Below are 7,564 nucleotides of genomic sequence, written 5' to 3'. Positions count from 1 at the left end.
TGTCCCCGGACTGTACACCCACAGGGAGAGGGCGCAAACACCAAAAACGGCAACGAGGTTGCCGTTTTGCTTTTACCCTTAGGGCAGTTTACTCTCCAGCGGATTCTTGCTCAGGTAATCCGCACATTCCACCGTTGGGCGGTCAACCTTCTGCAGCTCCATCCCGTCATATTCAAGCGTAGCGCCGTCGCGATCCAGCGGATAGATATCCAGCTTGCGTGTGACGTTGTAATAGCTGTCTGAACGCAGCATGATCTTACCCGGTACGGCAATCACGCGCTGCCACTGGCGGCAGTCCAGCGTATCGCCCTCTTCCGTCACCACCAGTGTGGCAATCGCTTCAGGGCTGACCAGACTGCTCTGCGGCCCTTTCGACTGCCAGTATCCCGCCAGGTTCGCCGGGACGGGATGCTTGATCACGTCATTATAGTTATCGACCTGAACGCACCCGGTCAGTGCCAGCAGCGCGCCAGCAATTGCTATTTTTTTCATCATCTTTCCTGCATTCGAAGAAAAAAATATTGTGGCATTAAAGCGCTGAGGCTGCCAGCGAAGATCGAGGGGGGCTTAAACCTGCATCCCCATCACTTCCTGATACGCCGACACCAGCTTGTTACGCACCTGGATCCCCATCTGCAGGGAAACCGAGGCTTTTTGCAAATCGGTCATCACATCATTGAGCGCCACGCCCGGCTCGCCGAGGGTGAACTTCTCCGCCTGCGTACGCGCAGCGGTCTGGGTATCGCTGATACGGTCAAGAGCGGCATGCAGTTGCCCCGCAAAGCTGATGGTCGGCTGCTGTTCTGCCACATTCTGATTACGGGCCGTCATCGCCGTTGCCTGCAACTGACTGATGACCCCTTCAATGCCCTGTATAGCCATGACTCTCCCCTGGATGGTTTTTTACGCGGTCAAGACTAACAGCTTGTCAATAAGATAATGGCGGTAAATAGCGTGAAAAAACCAGGTTATTTGACGCATAGAAAATCCGGAATCGTCAAATAATGGCAGGGCCATCAATATGGAACTTTTGTCGTGTTTGCCGACCCGGGAGTCAGTTTTGTTTCTCTACACGAATAACGTAAACCACCAGGATTTAAGAGGTGCGCAATGAGTGCAACAGCATCGACAGCGCCACAAAATAAATCACTCGAGTGGATGAACCGCCTTCGCGCGAATCCTAAAATCCCGTTGATCGTGGCAGGCGCTGCCGCAATTGCGATCCTTGTAGCGATGGTTTTATGGGCGAAAAGCCCTGATTACCGCACGCTCTACAGCAACCTTTCCGATCAGGATGGCGGCGCCATCGTCACCCAGCTTACCCAGATGAACATCCCGTATCGCTTTGCCGATAATGGCGGTGCGCTTGAGGTACCGGCGGATAAAGTACACGAGCTTCGTCTGCGCCTGGCACAGCAGGGCCTGCCAAAGGGCGGTGCGGTCGGCTTTGAGCTGCTGGACCAGGAAAAATTCGGTATCAGCCAGTTCAGCGAGCAGGTGAACTACCAGCGTGCGCTGGAAGGCGAGCTGGCCCGCACCATTGAAACGTTAGGCCCGGTGAAGAGTGCCCGCGTGCACCTGGCAATGCCTAAACCCTCTTTATTTGTTCGTGAACAGAAATCCCCTTCAGCTTCCGTTACCGTGAACCTCGAGCCCGGCCGCGCGCTGGACGAAGGGCAAATCAGCGCGGTAACGCATCTCGTCTCCAGCGCCGTCGCCGGCCTGCCGCCGGGTAACGTGACGCTGGTGGATCAAAGCGGACACCTGCTGACGCAATCCAATACCGCCGGGCGTGACCTGAACGACGCGCAGCTGAAATACGCCGCCGACGTTGAAAGCCGTCTCCAGCGCCGCATCGAAGCGATCCTCGGCCCGGTGGTGGGCAACAGCAACGTGCACGCCCAGGTGACCGCGCAGATTGACTTCTCTAATAAAGAACAAACCGAAGAGCAATACAGCCCGAACGGCGATGCGGCTCAGGCGGTAATGCGTTCACGCCAGATCAACTCCAGCGAACAGATCGGCGGGGCCTACCCTGGCGGCGTGCCGGGCGCGCTCTCTAACCAGCCAGCACCAGCAAACGCGGCGCCGATTTCCACGCCGCCGGCCAACCAGCAGAACGGTCAGCAAAATAATCAGCAGACCACCTCAACGACCAATAACGCTGGTCCGCGCTCGAGCAGCCGTAACGAAACCACGAACTATGAAGTGGACCGGACGATCCGCCACACTAAGCTGAACGTGGGCGATATTCAGCGTCTTTCCGTTGCGGTGGTGGTGAACTACAAAACCCTGCCGGACGGCAAACCGTTGCCGTTAACCGCCGAGCAGATGAAGCAGATTGAGAACCTGACCCGCGAAGCGATGGGCTACTCCGAGAAGCGCGGCGATACCCTCAACGTGGTGAACTCTCCGTTTAACTCGGTTGAAGAGACCGGCGGTGAACTGCCGTTCTGGCAACAGCAGGCGTTTATCGACCAGCTGATGTCCGCAGGCCGCTGGCTGCTGGTGCTGATTGTCGCGTGGCTGCTGTGGCGTAAGGGCGTTCGTCCTCAGCTCCAGCGCCGTGCGGAAGCCGAAAAAGCGGCTCGCGAGCAGATGAATACGCGTCAGGAAACGGAAGAAGCGGTTGAAGTTCGCCTCAGCAAAGATGAACAGATGCAGCAGCGTCGTGCTAACCAGCGCATGGGCGCTGAGGTGATGAGCCAGCGCATTCGCGAAATGTCAGATAACGATCCGCGCGTCGTGGCGCTGGTCATCCGCCAGTGGATGGGTAACGAACATGAGTAATACGCTTACGGGCACCGATAAAAGCGTCATCCTGCTGATGACCATTGGCGAAGATCGCGCGGCAGAGGTGTTTAAACACCTCTCCCAGCGAGAAGTGCAAATTCTCAGTGCGGCGATGGCCAACGTGCGTCAAATCTCCAACAAACAGCTGACCGAAGTGCTGTCAGAGTTTGAACAGGAAGCCGAACAGTTTGCCGCGCTGAACGTCAATGCCAACGACTACCTGCGCTCCGTGCTGGTCAAGGCGCTGGGCGAAGAGCGTGCCGCCAGCCTGCTGGAAGACATTCTGGAAACCCGCGATACCGCCAGCGGTATCGAAACGCTCAACTTTATGGAGCCGCAGAGTGCCGCCGACCTGATTCGCGACGAGCACCCGCAGATTATCGCCACCATCCTGGTTCACCTCAAACGTGGTCAGGCGGCCGATATTCTGGCCCTGTTCGAAGAGCGCCTGCGTCACGACGTGATGCTGCGTATCGCGACCTTCGGCGGCGTTCAGCCGGCCGCGCTGGCGGAGCTGACCGAAGTGCTGAACAACCTGCTCGACGGCCAGAACCTCAAGCGCAGCAAAATGGGCGGCGTGAGAACGGCGGCGGAAATTATCAACCTGATGAAAACGCAGCAGGAAGAAGCCGTCATTTCGGCGGTTCGCGAATTCGACGGCGAGCTGGCGCAGAAAATCATCGACGAGATGTTCCTGTTCGAAAACCTCGTCGAAGTGGACGACCGCAGCATCCAGCGCCTGCTCCAGGAAGTGGATTCCGAGTCGCTGCTTATCGCCCTCAAAGGCGCCGAACAGCCGCTGCGCGAGAAGTTCCTGCGCAACATGTCCCAGCGTGCGGCCGATATCCTGCGCGACGACCTTGCCAACCGTGGCCCGGTGCGTCTGTCTCAGGTGGAAAACGAACAGAAAGCCATCCTGCTTATCGTTCGTCGTCTGGCGGAAACCGGCGAGATGGTGATTGGCAGCGGAGACGACACCTATGTCTAATGAGCTGTCGTGGAAGCGTTGGACGCCGGACGATCTGGCCCCTCCCCTTGCCGAATTCACGCCCGCGGTGGTCTCGCCCGCAGAGCCCGACGCGGACGTTGAACAGCCCGAGCTGAGCGAAGAGGAGCAGCAAGCGCAGATGCTAGCCCAGCTGCAAATGCAGGCGCACGAGCAGGGCTATAACGCCGGTCTGAACGAAGGCCGCCAGAAGGGGCACGAACTGGGGTATCAGGAAGGCCTGGCGAAAGGGTTAGAGCACGGCATCGATCAGGCGCGCCAGCAGCAGGCGCCGATCCATGCCCGAATGCAGCAGCTGGTCAGCGAGTTTCAGCACACGCTGGACGCGCTGGACAGCGTGATTGCCTCGCGTCTGATGCAGATGGCGCTGGAGGCGGCGCGTCAGGTTATCGGCCAGACGCCCGTGGTGGATAACACCGCGCTGATCAAACAAATTCAGGGTCTGCTTCAGCAGGAACCGCTGTTCAGCGGCAAACCGCAGCTGCGCGTCCACCCGGACGATCTGCAGCGCGTTGAAGAGAGCCTTGGCGCAACGCTTAGCCTGCACGGCTGGCGTCTGCGCGGCGACCCGTCGTTACATCATGGCGGCTGCAAAGTCTCTGCCGATGAAGGCGACCTGGATGCCAGCGTCGCTACCCGCTGGCAGGAACTGTGCCGCCTGGCGGCACCGGGAGTCGTCTGATGACCGCACGCCTCACCCGCTGGCTCACCACGCTCGACAACTTTGAGACGAAGATGGCGCAACTGCCATCTGTTCGTCGTTATGGGCGACTGACGCGCGCCACCGGTCTGGTACTGGAGGCCACCGGCCTGCAGCTTCCCCTGGGTGCGACCTGCGTCATTGAGCGTCAGGATGGGCAGGAAACGCGTGAAGTGGAAAGCGAAGTGGTCGGGTTTAACGGCCAGCGCCTGTTCCTGATGCCGCTTGAAGAGGTGGAAGGCATTCTGCCCGGCGCGCGCGTATACGCGAAAAACATCAGCGGCGACGGGCTGCAAAGCGGGAAACAGCTGCCGCTTGGCCCTGCCCTGCTCGGCCGCGTGCTGGACGGCAGCGGGAAGCCGCTGGATGGCCTGCCCGCGCCGGACACCACCGAAACTGGCGCGCTGATTACCCAGCCGTTCAACCCCCTGCAGCGTACCCCTATTGAGCACGTGCTGGATACCGGCGTGCGTCCGATTAACGCCCTGCTCACCGTAGGGCGCGGACAGCGCATGGGCCTGTTCGCCGGTTCCGGCGTCGGGAAATCCGTCCTGCTCGGCATGATGGCGCGCTATACCCAGGCCGACGTGATTGTCGTGGGGCTGATCGGCGAGCGTGGTCGCGAAGTAAAAGACTTTATTGAAAACATTCTGGGTGCGGAAGGCCGCGCCCGCTCGGTGGTGATCGCCGCGCCAGCGGACGTGTCGCCGCTGCTGCGTATGCAGGGTGCCGCCTACGCCACCCGTATCGCCGAAGATTTTCGTGACCGCGGCAAGCACGTGCTGCTGATCATGGACTCCCTCACCCGCTACGCGATGGCGCAGCGTGAAATTGCGCTGGCCATCGGCGAGCCGCCGGCCACCAAAGGCTATCCGCCTTCGGTCTTCGCCAAACTTCCGGCGCTGGTAGAGCGTGCGGGGAACGGCATCAGCGGCGGCGGCTCCATCACCGCGTTCTATACGGTGCTGACCGAGGGCGACGACCAGCAAGACCCGATTGCCGACTCCGCGCGCGCGATCCTGGACGGCCATATCGTGCTGTCGCGCCGCCTGGCCGAAGCCGGGCACTACCCGGCGATTGATATTGAAGCGTCCATCAGCCGTGCGATGACGGCATTGATTACCGAGAAGCACTACGCCCGCGTGCGTAACTTCAAACAACTGCTTTCCAGCTTCCAGCGCAACCGCGATCTGGTCAGCGTGGGGGCGTATGCCAAAGGCAGCGACCCGATGCTCGACAAGGCGATTAGCCTGTGGCCGCAGCTGGAGGCGTTTTTACAACAGGGCATTTTTGAGCGTGCCGACTGGGAAGATTCAATCCAGGCGCTGGAGCTGATTTTCCCGCAGGTGTAACACAGGTGGAGGGCGAAGGTCATGGCGCAAAACAGCGCGTTATCAACGCTGAAAGATCTGGCTGAAAAAGAAGTTGATGATGCCGCATTGCAGCTTGGCGCAATGCGACGCGGGTGCCAGCAGGCTGAAGAACAGTTGAAGATGTTAATCGACTATCAGCATGAATATCGCACCAACCTCAATACCGATATGACGCAGGGCATTGGCAGCCAGCGCTGGATTAACTATCAGCAGTTTATCCAGACGCTCGAGAAGGCGATAGAGCAGCACCGCCAGCAGCTAAACCAGTGGACCCAAAAAGTCGATACCGCGCTGAATTTCTGGCGCGAGAAAAAACAGCGGCTGCAGGCCTGGCAGACCTTACAGGACCGGCAGATTGCAGCCTCGACCCTGGCGGAAAACCGCCTGGATCAGAAGAAAATGGATGAGTTTGCCCAGCGCGCATCAATGAGGAAACCGGAATGATCACACTGCAACAACTGCTGATGAGCGACAGCGATCCGTCAGGCGGGATGCAAACAGGGAAAGGCACCGAGGGTGCACAGGACTTTCTCTCCCTGCTGGCGGGCGCCCTGACGGATGCAACGGGCAAGGGCAACGATGCGCCGCTCACCCTGGCGGATCTGAAAGCCGCCGGCAGCAAGCTGTCGAAGGTCGCGCAGGAGGCCAAAGGCGATACCGCTCTGCAGGCCAAAATTGCCGACCTGCTCTCGCGTCAGCCTGCGTTGAATGGCGTTGAAACGTCGGAGTCCGCGCCGCTTGAAACGTTGGTCTCCGGGCTGGTACCGCTGTCAAAGGGCGACGCGCTTAAGACGCTCACTGCGGCCAACGGTAAAGATGACGCTAAAACCGAGCTGAGCGAAGAAGAGCTGGCGGGGCTAAGCGCGCTGATGGCGATGCTGCCGCACCAGCAGACGACCGCTTCTCGTGCGGCAGGCAGCGACGGCGTTGACGCCACCGCGGCGCTGAGTTCAGCAACGCTTTCGCAAAACGGTGCAGGACAGCCGCCGTCCCTGAACGCGCCTGCGGGAAGCCATGTTAAAGCGCAGCTTTCTGCGTCCTATCAGAGCCAGGCGAAGAACAACGGTCCGGATCTCGCCGCCAACGCGCCAGCCACACCGGTCGTGGCCGCAGCCGCTGAGAAGCAGGACTTCGCCAGCGCCTCTTCGTCATCTTCGCCGACCGCTACCCTGGCGCCGATTATCTCCAGCCATGCGGCCAGCCAGCCTGCCGCTACCGTTGCCACCGCACCGGTGCTAAGCCAGCCTCTGGGCACACATGAATGGCAGCAGTCCCTGAGCCAGCACATCACCCTGTTCACTAAGCAGGGCCAGCAGACGGCGGAGCTGCGCCTGCACCCGGAAGATCTGGGCCAGGTGCAAATCTCGCTGAAGCTGGACGATAACCAGGCACAGCTGCAGATGGTCTCTGCGCACAGCCACGTGCGCGCCGCGCTGGAAGCCGCGCTGCCGGTCCTGCGGACCTCGCTGGCGGAAAACGGCATTCAGCTTTCTCAAAGCAGCGTCAGCAGCGAGAGCTTTGCCGGGCAACAACAGTCTTCATCCCAGCAGCACCATGCTTCACGCCCGGGCCAGCACGGCGGTTTTAATGAAGAGAGCGATGAGCTCCTGCCGACCCCTGCCGCCCTGCAATCCGCGGCGCGCGGTAACGGTGCCGTAGACATCTTCGCCTAAACGCCAGAGGTAGCGTGAT

8 protein-coding genes are annotated in these 7,564 nt (G+C 60.1%); 6 read left to right on the top strand and 2 right to left on the bottom strand.

Features of this window, described 5'->3' with window-relative positions; genetic code table 11:
• Nucleotides 1–78: 78 nt before the first annotated feature.
• Both yedD and fliE read right to left on the bottom strand, forming a co-directional pair.
• Nucleotides 79–492, bottom strand: a complete 414-nt coding sequence (gene yedD / locus IM265_RS18590; RefSeq protein WP_045260349.1) for a lipoprotein YedD — start codon at nt 490–492, stop codon at nt 79–81.
• A 75-nt stretch (nt 493–567) separates the two neighbouring features.
• Nucleotides 568–882, bottom strand: coding sequence for a flagellar hook-basal body complex protein FliE (fliE, locus tag IM265_RS18585; RefSeq protein ID WP_013097729.1), 315 nt, complete (start codon nt 880–882; stop codon nt 568–570).
• A gap of 228 nt (nt 883–1,110) precedes the next feature.
• Here fliE and fliF point away from each other — a divergent pair, with 228 nt between their 5' ends.
• Genes fliF through fliK form a run of 6 tightly spaced genes read left to right on the top strand, consistent with a single transcriptional unit; the run spans nt 1,111 to nt 7,545 of the window.
• Nucleotides 1,111–2,790: a flagellar basal-body MS-ring/collar protein FliF gene (fliF, locus tag IM265_RS18580; RefSeq protein WP_028013700.1), complete on the top strand. Its 1,680-nt coding sequence runs from the start codon at nt 1,111–1,113 to the stop codon at nt 2,788–2,790.
• The gene (fliG, locus tag IM265_RS18575) at nt 2,783–3,781 is read left to right on the top strand and encodes a flagellar motor switch protein FliG (protein WP_014832476.1); all 999 of its coding nucleotides are present in this window, start codon (nt 2,783–2,785) and stop codon (nt 3,779–3,781) included. Before fliF ends, fliG begins: the two co-directional genes overlap by 8 nt.
• Entirely contained in the window at nt 3,774–4,481 is a 708-nt protein-coding gene (gene fliH / locus IM265_RS18570; RefSeq protein WP_193031672.1) for a flagellar assembly protein FliH, read from the top strand. Before fliG ends, fliH begins: the two co-directional genes overlap by 8 nt.
• Nucleotides 4,481–5,851 (top strand): flagellar protein export ATPase FliI, encoded by a 1,371-nt coding sequence (gene fliI, locus IM265_RS18565; RefSeq protein WP_023330814.1) that lies wholly within the window; start codon nt 4,481–4,483, stop codon nt 5,849–5,851. The genes fliH and fliI overlap by 1 nt, the downstream gene beginning before the upstream one ends.
• A 21-nt stretch (nt 5,852–5,872) precedes the next feature.
• Complete coding sequence (gene fliJ, locus IM265_RS18560) at nt 5,873–6,316, top strand: flagellar export protein FliJ (RefSeq protein WP_006811155.1); 444 nt, start codon at nt 5,873–5,875, stop codon at nt 6,314–6,316.
• On the top strand, nt 6,313–7,545 hold the full coding sequence (fliK, locus tag IM265_RS18555; protein ID WP_193031670.1) for a flagellar hook length control protein FliK: 1,233 nt from the start codon (nt 6,313–6,315) through the stop codon (nt 7,543–7,545). The genes fliJ and fliK overlap by 4 nt, the downstream gene beginning before the upstream one ends.
• Nucleotides 7,546–7,564 lie beyond the last annotated feature (19 nt).

Source organism: Enterobacter cloacae complex sp. P17RS (genome assembly GCF_014895885.1).
Classification (GTDB): Bacteria; Pseudomonadota; Gammaproteobacteria; order Enterobacterales; family Enterobacteriaceae; genus Enterobacter; species Enterobacter bugandensis.
Note: the sequence above shows the minus strand (reverse complement) of the source record. Positions and strands in the feature narration are given on the sequence as shown.